Annotated in this window: 13 protein-coding genes; 1 reads left to right on the top strand and 12 read right to left on the bottom strand. The window is 52.6% G+C overall.

Translation table 11 applies throughout. From position 1 onward, the window contains the following. Window positions 1-28 precede the first annotated feature (28 nt). Window positions 29-967, top strand: a complete 939-nt coding sequence (gene glsA / locus B1728_RS00560; RefSeq protein WP_079908230.1) for a glutaminase A — start codon at window positions 29-31, stop codon at window positions 965-967. 174 nt (window positions 968-1141) lie between these two features. On the opposite strand, the gene B1728_RS00555 is transcribed toward glsA, so the two are convergent. The 12 genes from B1728_RS00555 to B1728_RS00500 form a co-directional block, all read right to left on the bottom strand. Then, the gene (locus B1728_RS00555; protein WP_079908940.1) at window positions 1142-1720 is read right to left on the bottom strand and encodes an LOG family protein; all 579 of its coding nucleotides are present in this window, start codon (window positions 1718-1720) and stop codon (window positions 1142-1144) included. Window positions 1721-1981: 261 nt separating this feature from the next. Then, window positions 1982-3322, bottom strand: a complete 1341-nt coding sequence (locus tag B1728_RS00550) for a jacalin-like lectin (protein WP_079908229.1) — start codon at window positions 3320-3322, stop codon at window positions 1982-1984. Between the two features lie 236 nt (window positions 3323-3558). Beyond that, on the bottom strand, window positions 3559-5229 hold the full coding sequence (locus tag B1728_RS00545) for an extracellular solute-binding protein (protein WP_079908228.1): 1671 nt from the start codon (window positions 5227-5229) through the stop codon (window positions 3559-3561). An 82-nt stretch (window positions 5230-5311) separates the two neighbouring features. After that, window positions 5312-6184, bottom strand: coding sequence for a carbohydrate ABC transporter permease (locus B1728_RS00540; RefSeq protein ID WP_079908227.1), 873 nt, complete (start codon window positions 6182-6184; stop codon window positions 5312-5314). 21 nt (window positions 6185-6205) lie between these two features. Beyond that, window positions 6206-7171, bottom strand: coding sequence for an ABC transporter permease (locus B1728_RS00535; protein WP_079908226.1), 966 nt, complete (start codon window positions 7169-7171; stop codon window positions 6206-6208). A 307-nt stretch (window positions 7172-7478) separates the two neighbouring features. Further along, complete coding sequence (locus tag B1728_RS00530; protein WP_306293497.1) at window positions 7479-9233, bottom strand: hypothetical protein; 1755 nt, start codon at window positions 9231-9233, stop codon at window positions 7479-7481. Between the two features lie 16 nt (window positions 9234-9249). Next, complete coding sequence (locus tag B1728_RS00525) at window positions 9250-10209, bottom strand: sugar phosphate isomerase/epimerase family protein (RefSeq protein WP_079908225.1); 960 nt, start codon at window positions 10207-10209, stop codon at window positions 9250-9252. Then, window positions 10199-11245, bottom strand: coding sequence for a Gfo/Idh/MocA family protein (locus B1728_RS00520; RefSeq protein ID WP_079908224.1), 1047 nt, complete (start codon window positions 11243-11245; stop codon window positions 10199-10201). The genes B1728_RS00525 and B1728_RS00520 overlap by 11 nt, the downstream gene beginning before the upstream one ends. Beyond that, on the bottom strand, window positions 11242-12342 hold the full coding sequence (locus B1728_RS00515; protein ID WP_079908223.1) for a Gfo/Idh/MocA family protein: 1101 nt from the start codon (window positions 12340-12342) through the stop codon (window positions 11242-11244). Before B1728_RS00515 ends, B1728_RS00520 begins: the two co-directional genes overlap by 4 nt. A gap of 150 nt (window positions 12343-12492) precedes the next feature. Next, a complete protein-coding gene (locus B1728_RS00510; RefSeq protein WP_079908222.1) occupies window positions 12493-14043 on the bottom strand; it encodes a response regulator transcription factor in 1551 nt (516 codons plus the stop codon). Further along, window positions 14030-15835, bottom strand: a complete 1806-nt coding sequence (locus B1728_RS00505; RefSeq protein ID WP_179135821.1) for a sensor histidine kinase — start codon at window positions 15833-15835, stop codon at window positions 14030-14032. The genes B1728_RS00510 and B1728_RS00505 overlap by 14 nt, the downstream gene beginning before the upstream one ends. 192 nt (window positions 15836-16027) lie before the next feature. Continuing rightward, entirely contained in the window at window positions 16028-17323 is a 1296-nt protein-coding gene (locus tag B1728_RS00500) for a Gfo/Idh/MocA family oxidoreductase (RefSeq protein WP_079908220.1), read from the bottom strand. Window positions 17324-17464 lie beyond the last annotated feature (141 nt).

The following is a 17464-nucleotide window of genomic DNA, read 5'->3' as shown; positions in this document are numbered from 1 at the left end:
AAAAGGAATCGAGTGGAGGAATAAATGTATGGATTCCGAATGGAGCCGACTTAGCAAAGAGCTTCCCGGCTGGGTGGAAGCAAGCCGCAAGCAATCATCTCAGGGGAAAGTGGCCTCTTACATTCCGGAGCTGGCCCATGCTCCTTGGGATGCACTCGGAGTGACCATCCTGGACGGTTCTTCCGGAAGGGTCAACGCCGGGAACCATGAGCTGCTTTTCACATTACAGAGCATTTCCAAAGTATTTACACTGCTGCTTGCCTTAATGGATAAAGGAGAGGACGGCGTATTCGCCAAGGTGGGTATGGAGCCTACCGGGGACAACTTTAACTCCATGCTGAAGCTGGAGCTTGTCGATCCGGGCATTCCGTTTAATCCCCTGATCAATGCCGGAGCCATCACGGTCTCCTCGCTTATTGACGGAGATACACCGGCTCAGAAGACCGAGCGCATCCTGTCGTTCTTCCGGGAGCTTGCCGGCGATAGCTCGTTAACCTATAACGACGCCGTATTTCGTTCGGAGACGGCTACCGCTCACCGCAATCGCTCGCTGGCTTATTTTCTTAAAGCCAATGGTGTGCTGGATGCCGATGTAGAGGAAGTGCTGGAGGTCTATTTCAAGCATTGCTCCATCGAAGTGAACTGCTTGCATCTGGCGAGAATGGCGTTGGTGCTGGCTTATGACGGCACCGATCCGCAAACCGGCCGTCAGCTTATCCCCCGCCGTTATGTGCAGATCGCCAAATCGTTCATGATAACCTGCGGGATGTATAATGAATCCGGCGCCTTCGCCATTCGTGTCGGGCTTCCGGCCAAGAGCGGCGTCTCCGGGGGTGTGCTTGCCCTCGTTCCGGGCCGATACGGTATCGGTGTTGTAGGTCCTGCATTGAATGCAAAGGGGAACAGTACCGCTGGTGTGCATTTGCTGGAGACACTTTCGGCTGCTTTTGACTGGAGTATTTTTTAAACGTAATGTCAGGGCTTATCCGCAAGAGGAGATGGGCCCTCTTATTACGCCAACTGGAAGCCGCTCCAGATAATCTTAAGTTAGCGGTAATAACTAAAAGGACCCTCTCGCCAACCGGCGGGTTATGGGTCCTTTGGTGTTTAAGCACTCAATCCATGGTACAACATTCGGGTGTTACTTTAATTCCACCCATTTCTGTCCCTGCTTCACAGGAACATAATGTAGAAGACGCTCCACCAAGAGCTCAGGATCGGACTCAACCACGAGCAGTCCGAGATTTTCCTCGCGCATAAAGCCCTCTCTTATGGTATGCTCCAGCATGGCGATGAGAGGATCATAGAAGCCTCTTACATTCAATAGCCCAATCGGCTTCTGATGAATTCCGATTTGCGACCAGCATGCGGCTTCGAACAGCTCCTCATAAGTTCCGAGGCCTCCCGGCATACTGATGAACGCATCGGATAAGTCAGCCATCAGCTTCTTCCGCTCGTGCATGGTACCTACTTCGTGGAATTCGGTCAAGCCGGTGTGGGCGATTTCCCCGCGAAAGAGGCCTGTTGGCATAACGCCAATCGCTTTTCTTCCCATGGAAAGCACTTTATCCGCAACACGGCCCATCAGCCCGACGCTCGCTCCGCCGTAGACCAGGTCGATGCCGCGGACAGCCAGCACCTCTCCCAAGCGCAGTGCAGAAGCCTCGTAATCGGTATGGTTCCCGGGATTAGAACCGGAGAAAACGCAAATACGTTGAATATTGTTCATAGTAACCCCCTGCTCATTTCCAATACAAAAATCGTGCTCGATAATTGACAATCGTTCAATTCCTATAATTATAGCAAATTATGGAGGTCAGGGCATCCGCGTTTTATTGGCTTAACGCATAAATAAAACCTCCAAATGGCTTGGAGGTTTATCCTATCCTTATTACGCGATTGGAAATAGTGATTACAACGATTGTTCCAACCGGGCTTCTATTAACGGATGCACCGCTTATTTAGCACCTTGGCCCCTTCATTATGGCGCAAGCTGCTTATAAATGACTCCTATTCGATCCAGCTCCGCCTCTGCCTTGCCGAAGAAGCCGGCAATATACGAACCGTCCGGAGCCTTAAAGGTTGCAGCTGAAGACGTCTTGGTGCCTCCGGACAGAACATTCCCCTTGTTCGTCTTGAATTCCAGGTAGAAGATTCGATCATCGCCGTTCCGCTGTCCCTTATGCGCCGTAATCTCCTTTATATACTCGTCATTAGCTAGCTGCAATGCCTGATATCCGTTCGTGCTCGCACCGCCTGCCGTCAACACCGTACCATTGCCGAACGTTAACCGGAAGCCGTCCACACGGTTCCCCGAGCTGAGCTCTACCTTGGTTATTTTGGATTGGGCAGGAAGATGATCCAATTGATTGAAGAAATTACCCCCTGATCCTCCGAAAGGGCTGCTCACGGACACATTGGAAGCTATCGTGTACTGGAAGACAGCGGAGACGGGATAATGATCCGAGAGCTGGTTGCCGCTGCTGTCCGTAAATTTGGTATCCTCCAGCTTATAGGAGGTCGCCTGCAATTGAACGATGCTGCTTCCGCGATACAATATTTTATCGACGACTTCGTAGTTCGGTCCGTTAAGCTGGCTCGAATCCATAAGCGCATCCCCGTCGGGAGGAATGCTGCCGTTACGCACCAGCTCGATCCAGGCATCCTTCAGATGGTTCTCATCCAGCAGCTCCTCCATCACATCCCCGCTGCGGGTATACCGGCAGTTCGTATCCCCCATAACAATGACGGCGTTCCCGTCCGAGTACGTTTTGATGTAATCCTTGAGCTGTCGGATGTTATCCCGGCGTGCATCCATCGAACCGCTGTCTGTCCCTGCATCGGCATGAAGCGTGTACACGTCTATATTGACTCCCGGCTCCAGCTGATGTCTTGCCACATCGAAGCCCTTGGGCGTCAATTGATCGCTTCCGTTATCGAAGATGCCGTAGGACTTGTTCCATTTGGTACGGATAAAATCGGTAGAAGGATACCTGGACATTCGGTTGAGCCCGCTTCCTATGCCGGCTGGTCCGCTCGTGGTAGAAAGATACGGAAGGGTCACGTATTTGATGAGATCATTATGGTAGTTGAAATCCTCCTGGACTACGACGATATCGTAGTCGTTAAGCAAAGGGCTGATTTTTTGCGTATTAGCGGCCGGACTTCCGCTTGATACCACATCGGGCAGCCCGGCCACATTTAAGGACAGCACCGAAAACGACTTGGGGGCAGCAGCTTCCGCCGAGGCAGCACCCCCGAATAAAGATCCGATAGACAGCATCATTACGAGAGCGCAGCAGCCTTTCTTCAACCTGTTCATCCATCACAACTTCCTTTCCTGAGATTGGAATGTATCGCTTGCTTTGCTTCAATCAACCATGATCAAATTACCGGACAAGCTTGCTTCCTTCAGCATATTCGCAGGTTCGGGATCACCTCCTCCAGAGGCTGTCTCATACCCTATGGGGTATGAATGGAATTGTGCTCAAACAGGAAAGAGGAGCTTACGACATATGGCAATAAGCTCCTCTTGATGCATCTTAACTATGGCATGATTTACTTAAACTGGTCCTTCTGCTGCTTGACGATATCCCAGACGTCCTTGGCCAGGAACGCTTTATCCTTGTTCTCCGAATACCATTTGTTCATATAATCCTCGAGCTGTTTGCCGCCCGCTTTATCCCAGGCCGATTGCGCATCCTTGATGGCCTGCTCCGGCGAATATTTGCTTCCGCTGATGATCGCCTTTACATAAATATCCGTCATGTCCTTCAGCAGGCTCGTATGAATCACATTGAGATCATTCGGGAACGGCGGCATATGTTCGCCGATTGTAATCCCCGGATATTGTCTTGACGGGTCCAGATACGTTTTTTGAGCTTCCTTATACAGCTCAAGTCCCGCCTTCTGCTCCGGCACATCCGGGTTGAACTGGTTTACCACGAAGCTGCATTTGTCCGTCGCCCGGGTCAGGAACATTTCATAGTCGCCGGCATAGCCGACCTCATTTTTGGATTTGGCCGGGTCGATAATTTGCGGACAACCGTTCGCGCCTTTTTTCCAATGAACATTCTCGTCTCCGAACGTAATCTTGATGCCGGTTTCCGGCTTCATCATAAAGTCGAGATAGCGCATGACCGCTTCAGGGTCCTTTGCCTTGGCATTGACAACCGTCGTCATTTGGACGGGATTATCGATCGCCCCGGTAAATTGGCCGAACTGCGACTTCGGATAAGGCAGAGGCGCAACTTCCGCTCCAGGGGCATTTTTCTTCAGCGTAGCCAGATCATTGATCGCAAAGTCAAACCAGCTTACGCTGGAATTAATATAAATACCGATCTTGCCGTTCAGGAAGTCCTGCTTCGCCTTCGCTCCGTCCTTATCGTTGATGTAGTCCTTGTCGATGATGCCGTCATCGTAGAGACGCTTTTTGAAGGAAAGTGAAGCCAGCTCATTCTCCCATAAACGAACGACCTTCCCGTCCTTGATCCCCCAAGAAATCTGGCTCTTGGACATGGAATCGCCGAACATTTCATTAAGAGCCGTCTCCGAGTAGGTACTGATGTTCATGCCGTAGGTATCCTTCTTGCCATTGCCGTCCGGGTCCTGATCGGCGAACGCCTTGGCCACGGTCATCATCTCTTCGGCTGTCGTCGGCATAGGCAGGTTCAGCTTTTTCAACCAGTCGGTACGAATGAAGAACACATGCAGCGGTGAGGCCTCCTTCAGCTTGCCGATTTCGTATAGCTTGCCGTCCGGCTTGGTACCGGCTTTTTTCAGTTGAGGGAACTGAGTCAGGAGCTTCTGGTATTCCGGCATAAATTTCAAGTAATCATCCAGCGGAAGAAGCTGCTTTTGTTCATACACTCCGTGACGGAACGGCGTATTATATTCGTTAATAACATCGGGTGCCGAGCCGGAAGCGAACAGCACGTTCAGCTTCTTCGTGGACTCGCTGCGCAGCACCGGTACGTACTTGACATTGACAGGCCCGTTCTGGTTTATCCATTTGGTCCAGCGGTTTTCCTCGTACGAGCCCTCCGATGCCGGAACGGCTCCCCGGTCATACATCGTAACGGTGATATCCCCCCGTTTGGCAGGTGCCTTGTCGTCGGTTTTGCCGGACGCTGCAGGCGTCTCCTTCTTGTCGGTACATCCGGCGAGAGCGGCCCCCATAGCCAATACAGCTGCCAAGCTCATCCCTACCCATAGTTTCTTTTGGTTCATGACCCTTTCTCCTCCTTGAATTTGTTAGAGAGCCTTGGTAAGAAGCATGCGGAAACTTTGCAGTACAGCCTTTCTTTTGCGGTTAACCCTTGACCGACCCCAGCATAACACCTTTGACAAAATACTTTTGCAGGAACGGATACACCAGCAGCATGGGAACCACCATGACGACGACCCCTACCGATTTGATCATTTCGTTCATCACCAGCTGCTGTTCGACGATATCCGTAGAAGCGGCCGCCAAAACATCGTTTTTTTGCAGCATGGCCTGGACAATGACCGTTAAATTTTGCATGTCGCTTTTGTTGATATACATCAGCACGTTCATGAACGCGTTCCAGTAGCTGACACCGTAAAACAGAGCCAGCGTAGCCAGCATAGGTAGCGACAGAGGCAAAATGATGCGGACGAGAAGCGTCGTTTCATTACAGCCGTCGATTTGGGCGGCCTCTTCCACCTCGCGGGGAATGTTCTCGAAGTAGCTCCGCATCAGAAGCATATTATAGGTACTTATCAGTCCGGTAAGCCAGATGGACCAATAAGAATCTATCAGCGAAAGGCTTTTGACAACCAGATAGGTGGGAATCATCCCGCCTGAGAACAGCATCGTGAATACCATCGCAAGGACCATATATTTGCGCCCGTACAAATAAGGCCGGGAGAGCGGATAGGCAGCCAGAACGGTGCAGAGCATGCTCAGGGTGACGCCGCCGATCGTAATCCATAAGCTATTCAGGAACGCCTTGACAGCCGGAGTTGCAATGAAGAAAAATTTATAAGCGGTGAGCTGAAAACCGACCGGCCACAAAAAGACATGTCCGGATTCGACAGCCCCCCTTTCACTGAACGAGACCGCGATAATATGGAGGAACGGCAGCAAGCAGGTTAAGGCAATGGCCGCCAGAGCCATATAATTGAGGGCGTAGAAGCATTTTTCACCGGTTGTCGCTTTCATGCGATCCCTCCTTCATTTCAATTAGAACAGCGCTTGATCGAATTTGCGGGCAATCCAGTTGGCCAGAAGCACCAAGGTGAAGCTGACGACCGATTCGAACAGTCCCATGGCGGTGGTCAAGCTGAACTGGGCCTGCTGTAGCCCGATTTTATATATGTAAGTGCTGATGACCTCGGATACACCGGCTACGGCTGAATTTTGCAGGTTGTAGACCTGATCGAAGCCGACCTCCATCACCCTCCCCATAGCCAGAATAAGCAGCAGAACGATCGTATGGCGAATGCCGGGAAGCGTGATATGCCAGATCTGTCTCCATTTAGTGGCCCCATCCATGCAGGCTGATTCATACAGCGAGGGGTCGATAGTGGTAAGCGCCGCCAAATAAATGATGGTGCTGAAGCCCATCTCCTTCCATACGCCCGAACCGACAAAGATCGAGATCCAGGAGAACGAGTCATACAGGAAGGTTTTCGGTTCCATATCGAACAGCTTAAGGATTTTATTGACCGAACCATAGTCGGTAGCGAACAACGTCAGGACAATCCCCGACACGATAACCCAGGAGAAAAAGTGAGGCAAGTAGACGATGGTCTGGACCCATTTCTTAAACCACATTTGTCTGACTTCATTCAGCAAAATCGCGAGGGCAATGGGGATAGGAAAGCCGAACACCAGATTTAAAAAGCTGAGCCAAAAGGTATTCCATATGATTTGAACCGTATTGGCGGAGGAAAACAACAGCTTGAAATGCTTAAGGCCGACCCAGGGGCTGTGCAGAATGCCGTCGGCAAAGTTATAGTTTTTGAAGGCGATCATAAGTCCGCCCATCGGGATGTATTTGAAGATGATATAAAAGGCGATGACCGGGATCAGCATGATCCAAAGCGGGATATTCTGCTTCAGCCTTCTTCTTCGCTGCAGGAGGGGAGATCTGCGCGCTTCGCTTGTCGCGACGGAGCCGGGCGCGCCTCCGGTATTTGCTCTCATGACCGCATCACTCCTCGTTTCTTTGGTTAGATCATTTCTATACATTCATTATAAAAGGCTTTCAGCAGGCAACCCTTAAAAAATGTTAGACGAATCTATAATTTCATTGGATCGTTGTTATGTTTCTGTAAAGATCCGTATCCGTCAAGCCGGGAAGACGTATCTCGATCCGCTGCCAGACTGCAAAGCCGTATCCCCTCATACAGCTCATTGAAAAAAATCAATCAGCTCCTCACGGGCTGCATGCCCGTCAGGCAGCGCTTCCAAAACGTCCGTAAATGAAATCCAGCCACTGCCTTCTTCCCTTTCACGAGAAGGTTATCGTAAATGTACGGTCAAACGGTGTCATCAGATTCAAATGCACATATTGGCATCCGGCGGGATGCTCGTCCTCCCGCAGTACGGGCAGCCAATGCTCGTAGGCCCCGCCTGCTATCTCCAATGCATCCTGCCCCTCCGCAATGCGGGCGGCCCCGCTCTTAAGAAAGAAGCTGCCCGGCCCCGCTTGGTGCAGGTCTTCCCCGGCGATATGGGCCTCCGCACTGAAAATAAACGTTAGCTGCGTATAGACATCCTCCAGCTCCTCCGAGCGAAGGCGAAGCTTCCACCCGGTATCCCCCTGCGTCAGCTCCGCAGACAGCCTAAGCGTCTGCTCGTGCGTAAGCGGACGATGCTGATGCGGCAGCAAGTACCACGGGCTCAGCCGAAGCCGGTCCGCCGGGCTTCCCGGGAGAAGACGATCCGGAATCGGCCCGTTATAGCCTTTGGTTCGTCTTGCCGTGAGCTTGAAGGAATTCATCTCCTGCTTCTCTGCCAGATCATCGAATTTGACAATACCCGGGGAAAAGGAAGTGCTCAGCTTGACCCCGAGCAGCCTCACGTCTCCATGCCGCAGAGAAAAGAACGAAGGCGATTGACTCATCAAGGTCACGCTCGTTAGCCCTTCGCGAATCCGGACTATCGGCGCTCCGAAAGCCAGATGCATGCTGCTGTGCTGGATGCGCTGATGATGTCCCACGCTATCAAGCTGCCGCAAATGCGCTGCTATCGGATGACCGGCGTTGATGAATTTCTTATACTCCTGCGGCAGCTCGGACCGGTCTATGCCTGGGAGCTGCTGCAGCTCAGGAACCAGCAAATAACCGAGCAGCGCGCTGTTGTTGACAGCGCCGGGCTGCTTTATGAACGAGGCAGCATAATCCGACATCGCTGCGAACAGCGGGTCCCGGTCCATCGCCGCCATCAAGCGGTAAATGAGCGCATAGCTGGCTAGATCCGCTTGCTGCCCGTAATCCTGGCGCCCTGAATAGTCGGTCACGACCTCGCCCGACGGGTGGACCAGGTATACCATCATCCGAAGATTGCGGCGAACGGCGTCCAGCCACTCGGGACGGTTCAATGTACGGGCGGTATGGTACAAAGCGATATCGCTGACCGCATTGTAAATTCCGTTGCTCCGCTCCGTCCACTCTCCGTCTGCGGTGATGTCTATCCCTTCGTTCAGCCACTCGTCGGCCCTTGCGGCCAGCTCCGGACGTCCGAACAGCTCATACAGCAGGCCAAGCGCCGCTGTAATCACCCACCGGTGATTCGGCGTATGACAGCCGCCGGTCAGCATCGCCGGGATCGTGCGCCCGAGGAACAGCTTCAGCTTGGAGATTACACCGCCAAGCTCTGGCCATCCCTCTTCATGGGCCTGCAGCAGCTGAACCACCGGCACAACACCGCCGATGACGAAGCCGGTATCCGGCGGCGAATGGTAATTCGTCGCGCCGAGGGAGATCGTCCCGTCTGCATGCTGACGGGACAGCATAAACTGCGCTGCCTGCTCCAGCGCCTGAAGCAAGACCTCATCGCGGTAATAGCGCGATGCCGGATTCACCAGCGCTGCCGTCCATACAGCCATGAAGGCTGGAGTGCCGAGATGGTTCGCCTGCGCGGTGCCGGTATCGTCAAGGATCCCTCCCGCATATTTGGAATGCGGGTCATGAACCTGACGGAGCAGCGCCTCCTGTGACCATTCATCGTTCATAGCCGTTAACCGTTCCATTATCGGTTTCACTATCGTCACTCCGTTCCTAGGATGTCAGCCGTTCTTTGCGAGCCGCCATTTTCCCGGTGATGAGGGCATGACTTCGGTGAATGTCCTCCGGCTGGCACGCCGCCTTCAATTCATACACCTTCACCTTGGCGGCATCTATCGCTTCAAGGAAATGGTCGAAGTAATCCATATCCTTGCTGTGGACATAGGGACACCAATGATCGGACAGCTCCAGCGTCTCGTGGATGTGTACCCCATAGATGTAAGGCAGCACCAGCTCCAGCTGCCGCAAATTATCGTACAAGCCCATACGGTCCATCATCATCGCATGACCGATGTCATACCATAGATAAACCGGACTGCCCTTCAAGCCGTCGCAGATGGACTTGGCCTCCATCAGCGTCGGCATCTGATAGCAGCGCGACCGCGTCTCGATGCCTATTGCCACGTTCCAGCCTTTGCGGGCTGCATAGCTGCAGGCCTCCTCCAGGCTGTCCTGAATCCGCTTGGCATAGACCGGACTCAGCCGCTCCCGGCGTTCAGACATTTCCGCCCACAGCCGCGCATATTCCGGAGATTCCTTGCCGCGCTCCCGATACAGCCGCTTAAGCTCTGAGTCGATATTGGTGTCGAACGGCACTTCGCCTGGATGGACCACGACCGCCTTCGCCCCGTACCGGTCTGCATATTCCATGGAACGGATTAACAGCTCCACGGAGCGTTTGCGCTTGGATTCATCATCAAAGCCAAGCATGACCGAATCGGTATCGTAATCCTTATCGTCTATAAATGGAAATACATTATGTACACTGGATACATGAATGTCCCCGTTCTCTATCATCGGCTCTATTGTGGCCAGCAGATCATCGTTCACGTTGTAATTCAGCTCTACGTACCGGAACCCGAGCTCCTTGATCTCTTCGATCATTTCCTTCCCGGTCTTATGCCGCTTGATGTTCCAGCACGTGGAAAACGAATAGGCTCCTTTATCGTTCATTTTCTGTTCCCCCTGTCTGCTCGGCTATATCACTTAATCGAACAGCTGTGCCAGAACGTGCCGAGAGATTGGATGCTTCGATCAGTCGGGTCAAATCAAGCGCCAGCCGGATATTTTCCTCCGCGACCGTGTCATTTTGAATATGCGATACCCATTGCTCGAAGGCAGACGGACGGGCGGCGGGAAGCTCCTGCTCCTGCCAATCCGGAGCCCCCTCCCGCTGCAGCTTCACGCTCTTCACCAGCAGCCGTTCATCGTGACGGGAGAACAGCAGACTGCCTTCGGTTCCGTGCACCTCAATGACGAACGGAGAGAAGGGATTGACGAAGCCCGCTTCTACAATTGCCATCGCCCCGCTTGCATAGCGAAGTACGGAGACGGCATTGTCCTCAACCTCGCGGCCCGTGATGTGGCCGAAGCTTGTGCTGACGCTGTCCGGCATGCCGAGGAACAGCCTGGCTAGAAGCATCGGATGACAGCCCAGATCGGTCAAAGCGCCCCCGCAGCACTGCTCGAGACTGAAGAAATGCGGCGGAAGCCATCCGTTCGGAGCCTTCTCCGTGGACAAAGCTCCGTTATGGGACAGACGCACCCGCACCAGCGTGATCTGCCCCAGCAGCCGTTCATTCAAAATGTTCTGTACCGCCAAAGTAAACGGCATATTCAGCCTGGGCAGAGATACGGTCAGCTTGACTCCCGCTTCCTCCACCGCCTCCAGCACGTCCAGACATTCCTGTTTCGTTGGAGCGATGACCTTCTCCGTAAAAATATGCTTGCCTGCCCTGGCAGCGGCAGTGATTACCTCGTGATGCATGCTCGTCGGAGCGTCGACAATAACCGCATCGATATGAGGCTGTGCCAGAAGCTGCTCCAAATCGTCGTAGAACATGACGCCCCGTTCGGCCGCCTGCTCCCTGCCCCGATCCGCATCTTCATCCCATACGGCTACAATGTCCGTATCCGGGTGCTCTAAAGCTTGCTTCGCATAATCCTTGGCGTGAACGTGCCAAAAGCTTAGCATGGCTATCTTGATCATATCCCACTCTCCTTGTCGTCAAAATAGACGGCCCGGCCTGTCCGGTTGGATTCATAGATCGCCTCGAGTATTTCCGATACGACGCACGCCTGTTCCGGAGTGACCAAAGGCTGCTTATCATGAATGACCGCGTCGATCCATAGCCGGATTTCTTTATCCTGCATACTCTCTTTCTTGCCCTCGTAAAAGTCCGCGCCCTTAGCTTCAAATTGCAGCTGATTGATATATAGACGCGAGTGCTTTTCCCCGTTAATCCGCAGTCCGTCCTGCATGTCCGCTCCGCCTTCCGTACCGCAAAGCGTGCATTTCGCTTCCTTCACATCCAATACGTTGAGCGCCCAGCTGGATTCGAGCATAATGGTTGCTCCGTTCTTCATAACGATCATCCCGAAAGCGGAATCCTCGACCTTGAACTTGGCAGGATCCCATGGGCCCCAGGCGTTGGCCGCATTCTCCCTGGGGGACAGCTTATGATAAGCCGTTCCCAACACCACCCTCGGTTCATAATTGTTCATCAGCCATAAGGTCAGATCGAGCGCATGCGTACCGATGTCAATTAACGGCCCTCCGCCCTGCTTCTCTTCGTCCAGGAACACTCCCCATGTCGGAACCGCCCGTCTGCGGATGGCATGGGCTTTGGCAAAATAAATGTCACCCAGCTCGCCATCCTCGCACAGCTGCTTCAGATATAGGCTGTCCGCACGAAACCGGTTATTGTAACCGATCGTGAGCTTTTTCCCGGTGCGCTTTGCTACCTCCACCATACGGCGGGCGTCAGCGGCCGTCTTCGCCATCGGCTTCTCGCACATGACGTGCTTGCCCGCTTCGAGAGCCGCAATCGATATTTCCGCATGAGAGTCGTTAGGAGTACACACATGAACAACATCTATCGAAGCATCGGCCAACAGCTCTCTGTAATCCTCATACACTTTTGCTCCCGGGGCGCCGAATGTCCCAGCCGCTTCCTGCGCCCGCTCCATGGAAATATCATAAAAAGCGGTGACCGCCACCTGCTCCAGCTTCTTCAGGCTCGGCAAATGCTTGCCTGTCGCGATTCCCCCGCAGCCGATTATAGCGACGTTTACTTGTTCTCCCATTAGCTTCTTGGCCTCCTATGAATGTTCAAATAGTCTATATGGATCATTATAGGCGGACAAAAAAAAGAACCCTTAAAAATTTATAGAGGAATCTATAAATTCATTGGGTGTGTGTAAAAGCTCTGTAAAAGAGTGGAGCTCCCCTGCGGTTCAGGGAATGGGAACCCTGCGGTACTCCTTCGGCGACATCCGATACTGCTGCCGGAACACGTTGGTAAAATAATTCGGCTCATCAAAGCCGACCGCGCAGGCAATTTCAAATATTTTCATATCGGTATTGCGAAGCAGCAGGGCTGCTTTTTCCATACGAACGCGGGTAACGTAACGGGTGAAGCTCTCTCCCGTCGATTTCTTGAACAAGACGCTAAAGTAGCTTGGATTCAAATGAATATGGGAAGCCACATCTGTCAATCGGCATTCCTCGCTGTAATGCTCTTCGATATATTTGACCGCCCGTTCAATCAAATTATCGCTTTTGGAGGCCTGCCAGTTATTAAAGAGCAGTACGAAGCCTTGTACCTGCTCCCGAGCCCACTGAATAACCTCACCTGAGGACCAGTCGCTATGCGGCATATGGTAGGGGATCCCGGTTGTTACGGCGCCCTCCTCCGTTTCAAATTGATTGTGAACGGTATTGTGCATGGCTATGGATAACGACAAGGCATACAGCTTCATCTCATCGGCCGACATGGATTGCAGCTCCCCGAGCATCCGGTCCAGCAGCTGCTGAAGCTGCTCCGCCTGGCCTGTCATGATGGTGCTTATAAGCTGTACCTCAATCTCCTTCACGCGCGCTTGATTCAAGGACAACGATGCAGAGGTTCCTGCTTCATCGGCAGCCGCCGACAGCTCCGGCTTGCCGTGATCGGCCCTTTTCATCTTTGCATACAAGCCGGCCAATTGCCCGACCTGGGGCGCTACTCCCATCGAAACCCAATGCAGACGAAGATTCAAATATTGGAGAGCGGAGCCCTCTATCGATTGACGAATCGAATTCCCGAGGCTTAGGCGCCTTGAAACAAGAACGAACCGGTCATGTTCGATTAGGATAAGCCTGGCCTCAAGTCCTTCTGCCCGAAGCAGCTCCTCGACGATGTTGGAAAGCGCGAATTGGATCAGACTCAAATCGCTCTTGCCATACTGCTTCTTCGCCAAATCCTCTTGATCCAGCTGCAGCTGCCACAGCTCGGTCCCTTCCAGCAGCTCCTGCAAGCGGGAGGCATCCTGCGGCGTATAGGGCAAATCGAGCAGGGCCGCACGAAGCGTCTGGTCCTGCTCCAGCCTTTGCTGAAGCTTCCGGCTCTGCTTCTGCGCATACTGCTCGTAGAAGCGCTCCGACGCTTTGACCAGCACCTGCCTCACATCCTCCTCTGTGCACGGCTTGATTAAGAAATCCAGCGCGCCATGGCGGACGGCCGCTTGAGCGTATTCGAAATGCTTGTAAGCCGTCAAAATGATGACCAGCATATCCGGGTATCTTTCCCGAAGCCTCCCTACAAATTCAATCCCGTCCATCATCGGCATCCGGATGTCGGTAAGTACCAGATCCGGCTGTACATGGTCCAGCAGCTCCAGCGCATCCTGGCCGTTACCGGCCTCCCCGGCTACGCTCCAGCCGAGCTTGCCGTCCTCTACCATCCGCGCTAGACCTTTACGAAAATGAGGCTGATCCTCCACAATCAGTACTTTACCGTTCAGCATGCATTATATCCCCCTTCTCTGCGATATCCAACGGCAGAATCAATCGCATCGTCGTGCCGCTCTCCGGCACGCTCATGATTTCCAGCCGGTAAGGCTTGCCGTATACGAGCTCTATTCGTCTAATTACACTTCGTACCCCCAAGCTTTCCCGGCCGTCGCGCTGAGGCAGCGAAGCGCCGGGGCTGCCGAGCAGCTGTGATAAAGCCATAGCATCCATCCCGCAGCCGTTATCGATCACTTCGATTTCCAAGGCCCCTTCTTGCTTCCTTGCTTTGATCATCAGCACTTTATGAGATACTTTCTTGCGGAATGCATGCAGGAATACGTTCTCGACCAAAGGCTGCAGCAAGGAACGCATCATCCTGCAGTTCAGCACTTCTTCCTCCACCTGAATCATCGTTTCCAGATCGGTTTCGAACAGCTCCGTCTGCACCTTCACATAGTTGCGAATTTGCTGAATTTCTTCCTTGACCGTCGTCGGCGTCCTTACAGGCATCAGCGAATACTTCAGCATTTCCGATATGGCGGCGATAAGGCCCGCCGTTTCCTTCTCATTTTGCAGATACAGCTTCCAATAAATCTCGTTAAACATATTGTGCAGGAAATGCGGGTTTAACTGGGCCTGCAGCGCCTTGAGCTCGGCCTCCCGCTCGCTGATCTGCGTCAAGTAGACTTCCTTGATCAAATGTCCCACATGCTCTGCCATCGCATTGAAGCTTTCACCGATATAAGCCAGCTCGTCCTTCGTCCGCACTTCGATCCGTACATCGAAGTCGCCGGAGCGCACCTTGCGCAATCCTTGCAGTAAATCCTTAAGCGGCCGCAGCAGCTGGCCCGTAGACAGAATGATCAGCACGCTGGCGAGAATAATGCTGATTAAACCGGAAAATACGATTTTTTGTGATAAAATCTGATTTTTTTTGCGAATTTCAGCCAACGAGGTTCCGCTCACCAGCTTGAACGATACAGTCTGGGATTCACTCTCGACGAACAAATGGTTCTCCATGAGCCGGGTATCGTCCAGCTGCTTGAGCATACGCAGCTTATCGCCGGATTCGGGCTCTACGTTGCTGTACAGCAAATCCTGGGTCTGATTGAATAAGTACACTTCGCCTGTGCCGTCCTTGGTCAGCTCCTTCAAGGAGCTGGAGAAGAACGATTCGTCAATAGCCATCACGAGCATGCCGTAGGTATGCAAAAAGCTGTTTTTCATCCAACGGGCGACGATGATCGTCTGACGGAAGCCGCTCGGTTCGACCGTGCTCGGCAGCGGCATGCTCATCCATACGAGATCTCCGTAAGAATCGTTGATTTTGGAACGGATAACCCGGAACACGTAAGCGTCGAACTTATTAATGGAGGAGCTGGTATAGCTGAAGTAGGAAGGATTTCCGTTCAGATCATATAAATACATCCCTGTAATATAGGGCGCATCGAACTTGATCTGATACATCTGCTCTTCGATCTGCTTTTTGTCATAATACAGATTGTAAGGGTCCACTGATTCATTTTCGTTGATGCGGATGATCATTTTCTCAATCTGCGGATTGAACACGATCGTTTGCGAAATCCGGCTGATTTCCTGCACCTTCAGCTCCAGCTTGTTCAACGCTTCATCGTTCGTTCGCGAAAACTGCTTGCTGATCTCTTCTTCAAATAGTCTCAGATTATTCTCGTAGGTCAAATAACCGGTAATGCCGAACGATAGCAAAATAATAAATGACAAGCTCAAAATGAGCTTCACTTTAAAGCTCTTGTTAATGCCGATGATCCATCGATACCCAATTCCCATATCATGTCCCCTGTCGTTAGGCTGGAGCTGCTGTCGCTCTATGATAGGCCGATAGTATTTTCCCCGTATTAACGAGATGTAAATATCGGATGATAGGAAAGCCCGAATCCGAAAGTCTTCGAACCCGGGCATAAAAGGTGCGGCCATCTCCCGCAATGCGAGGGCGAGCCTGTTCTGCTGATGCTTTAAGGATCAGCCCTTTTTCATCACTTCAAAAATGATCGCACGAAGCGGTTCATCGCTGTTATTCTCCAGCCCATGCTTCCACCAAGGCTTATTCAGCACGATATCTCCTGCCTTGACTTGCCGCTGCACGCCATTCACCGTCATGATACCGGTACCCTCCAGAATAATGTACACTTCCTCATCCTCCCGATGACCATGGTACCCGATGGAGGAGCCTGGCGGGATTTCGCAATACCCCATGAACATGATCGGCGTGTCGAAATCCTCCTTGGAGAACAAACGTTTGCCGTAGGTCAACCCTTTGCCGTGGTGGCTGACACCCGGTTCCCCGAACTCCGCCTCCAAATAATTGCGTACGATCATCGGACCGTAGCCCCAGCTGGCAGACGTATCGACCATTTGCCCCTGCTGAATGGACTCCCTTGCATAATGAGCCAGCGCTTGATTTCGCAGGTAGTCCTTGGCGCTCGTCTCCGCCTCTCGCTGCTCCTCCAGCGATTGCAAAAATTCACTGAAGGCACCCGGCGCGTCCACATCGCTGAAATCGTCGTAATGAGCCGTCTCCCCATCCTTGGTCAAATAAATCTGGTTGTCGATCAGCTCCAGACAGCCCTCCGAGCCTTCTATACGCCAATTGCCGGACCAATCCGTTGTCTTGCCCTTGGAGCGCGTCGAGCAGGTGAAAGTGGCAGTGATGCCTGCTTGCATATCCATAACGATATGAAGCTGGTGCCGGTACGTCGCGAACACTTTGCCTACCTCACGCCCCGTCAGGTAGCGCACCAAATCGAAGTGGTGAACGACCAGCTCCTCCAATATATCCAGCTTATCCGGCAGAGGTCTGTCCGTGCTGCGGTAAAATTCCCCATCGACGGTCAAGATCGTCCCGATGCTTCCCTCCTCAAGCAGCTGCTTCAGCTTTCTTACGAACGGGAATCGCCGGTAATTTTCCGCTATCATATAAGGGATGCCTTCCTTCTCGGCCCGCTCCACCATTTCCTTGGCGTCCGCGTAATTATCCGCAATCGGCTTCTCACTAAATACCGGCAGCTTATGATCAAAGGCGATTTGATTGATATGTTTATGTACATGCCTGGGCGTAACGTTCAGCAGCACATCAGGCTTTTCCTGGTCAATAGCTTCCGCAATCGAAGTGTAAAAGGGCACTCCGTCCTCCTCAAATCGGCTTCGCTTGCTCTCATCGCTATCGGCGACCGCCAATGCCACCTCGCTGTACTGATTGCGAAGTCTCCGGTACCACCCGAAACCGAACCCTCCCACTCCCACTAAAAGCGCTTTCATATCAAAACCTCCCACAGCTACAATTTTGTACAAAGCTACAAGTTCATCATAGGGATATAGGCCAAAATAATCAATCCTTTTTTCGAAAGCAGCAACGCCTCTCCAAGGAGGAAGAGGATCGATACGGATGACCCGAAAAAA

This window comes from Paenibacillus sp. 32352, from assembly GCF_002042965.1.
Classification (GTDB): Bacteria; Bacillota; Bacilli; order Paenibacillales; family NBRC-103111; genus Paenibacillus_S; species Paenibacillus_S vulneris.
Note: the sequence above shows the minus strand (reverse complement) of the source record. Positions and strands in the feature narration are given on the sequence as shown.